The 1,462-nt window shown below is 44.3% G+C and carries 1 protein-coding gene; it reads right to left on the bottom strand.

Annotated elements, in window-relative coordinates; all coding sequences use genetic code 11:
- Window positions 1-204 precede the first annotated feature (204 nt).
- Entirely contained in the window at window positions 205-1,284 is a 1,080-nt protein-coding gene (locus BLR76_RS11515; protein WP_091269063.1) for a M42 family metallopeptidase, read from the bottom strand.
- Between the last annotated feature and the right edge of the window lie 178 nt (window positions 1,285-1,462).

Consider the following 1,462-nt stretch of genomic DNA (forward strand, 5'->3'; position numbering starts at 1 on the left):
GCTTACTTAAGATATTGAACCGCCGTATACGGAACCGTACGTACGGTGGTGTGAGAGGACGATAAATGAATTAATCATTTATCTCCTACTCGATTTATTAGTGATAGTCGTAGGCAGATAGTCACCGGACATTTAACAAAAACAGTCTGTACACCGATGACAGGGTACAGACTGTTTTTTCTCTATTCTATAGTGTATATGAGATTAATCAAAATCTACTTCAAATTTATTCAAAAATGACTGATCGATGGCTTTAATTGATTCAGCTGCCAGCTGGACTGTATGATTAAAGTCCTCAAAAGAGGCGAAGAGGTGATGCGTATGAGCATAACGGCTAGGTACACCAAGGACAAGCACAGGCACCCCTAAGTTATTCAAATGAATACGACCAGCATTCGTTCCGCCGCCTTCACGCACCGCATGTTGAACAGGAATCGCGTGGGTCTTGCTGACTTTATTAGTCAAGCTGATCCATTCTTCATTAGCAATGTAGCTGCTGTCCTTGTGTCTGATCTGCGGACCATGTCCCATTCTTGCTTGAGACAATTCGACCGGTTTTGCATAATCGTCAGAAGGCGTCCCTTCAAAGACAATAGCTAATTGAGGATCCACTCGTCTAGCTGTTACTGTTGCTCCTCTTAAGCCGACTTCTTCCTGAGCAGCCAGGGCACCGACCACGTTTACCGGTAAGTCTTCGTTTTCTAGAGCTTTCAATGTTTCTATAACTGCCGCACAGCCCAGACGGTTGTCAAAAGCTTTCCCGAGCATCGTCTGATTTTTATTATTGTAGTCGAAAGTGACATCTGGAACGATAGGCGCTCCGACTTCGATACCGAACGTATCCATGACTTCTTCCCGTGAAGTCGCCCCGATATCCAGCTTCATGTCTTTCATTGTCAGACCGTTATCCCGTTCTTCCGGTGTCAGGAAGTGTGGAGGCTTGGAACCCACGATGCCTTTGATATACTGGCCGTTTCTGTTTCTAACTTTGAACAGGTGAGCAGACACATTATACCATTCCCAGCGTCCGAGCATTTCGATTCCTAAAAGGCCGTTCTGGTCTATGTAGCTGACAATAAACCCGACTTCATCCAAGTGAGCATCCAGCATGAGTGTCGGCTTGGACGCATCATAATTTTTCGGATAAAGGTACAGATTTTTAAGACTGTCTTTTTTTGCCTTCAAGCTTCCTTTGTACTTCAAAACGACGTCAATGACCTCATCCTCGAATCCCGGTGCTCCAGGTGCATTACTCAACGCTTCAATCAGTTTGATATTTGTCATAATTATTCCTCCCCATAAATCTTGTGTCTAATGATACCGTATGTGAGTGGTTGATGCTAGATGTAATAAAGGAGAAGAGAAGGACTCATTGACACTCCCACAGCTAAAGCAGTGGGATTCTTAAGTGCTTTGTCGAACGCAGGCCATTTCTGTTTTGTTCAAGCCTTAAGTTTAAGGG

It is taken from the genome of Alkalibacterium thalassium (genome assembly GCF_900101165.1).
Classification (GTDB): domain Bacteria; phylum Bacillota; class Bacilli; order Lactobacillales; family Carnobacteriaceae_A; genus Alkalibacterium; species Alkalibacterium indicireducens.